1 protein-coding gene is annotated in these 269 nt (G+C 69.5%); it reads left to right on the top strand.

All coding sequences use genetic code 11. The features are described from left to right. A partial coding sequence (locus tag SB660_RS20905) for a hypothetical protein (RefSeq protein ID WP_410584276.1) occupies nucleotides 1-197 on the top strand: 197 nt, incomplete at its 5' end. Between the last annotated feature and the right edge of the window lie 72 nt (nucleotides 198-269).

Here is a 269-nt window from a genome sequence, read left to right as displayed (position 1 = left end):
CGCGCATGAACTACGCCTTCGCGCTCGCCAACGGCGGCGAGTTCGACCGGGCGATCAACCTCGCCCGGATCGTCGCGTTCGATCCGCATGACGGCGGCGGCGGCGAAGCGCTGCTCGACCAGCTCGAGGCGATGCGCGACCGCGACGCGGAAAAAAACATCAGCGCAGAGAAGAGCGACGACGCGGCGGCCGACTGACCCCGATCAATAATCGGGTTCGGCGCCGCCCAGCACCTGCGCCGCCTGTCCCGTGAGCCACGCCATCGCCGC

It is taken from the genome of Bacillus sp. SIMBA_005 (assembly GCF_046535585.1).
Lineage (GTDB): Bacteria > Bacillota > Bacilli > Bacillales > Bacillaceae > Bacillus > Bacillus pumilus.
The sequence above is the reverse complement of the archived record's forward strand: the minus strand, read 5'-3'. Positions and strand labels throughout refer to the sequence as shown.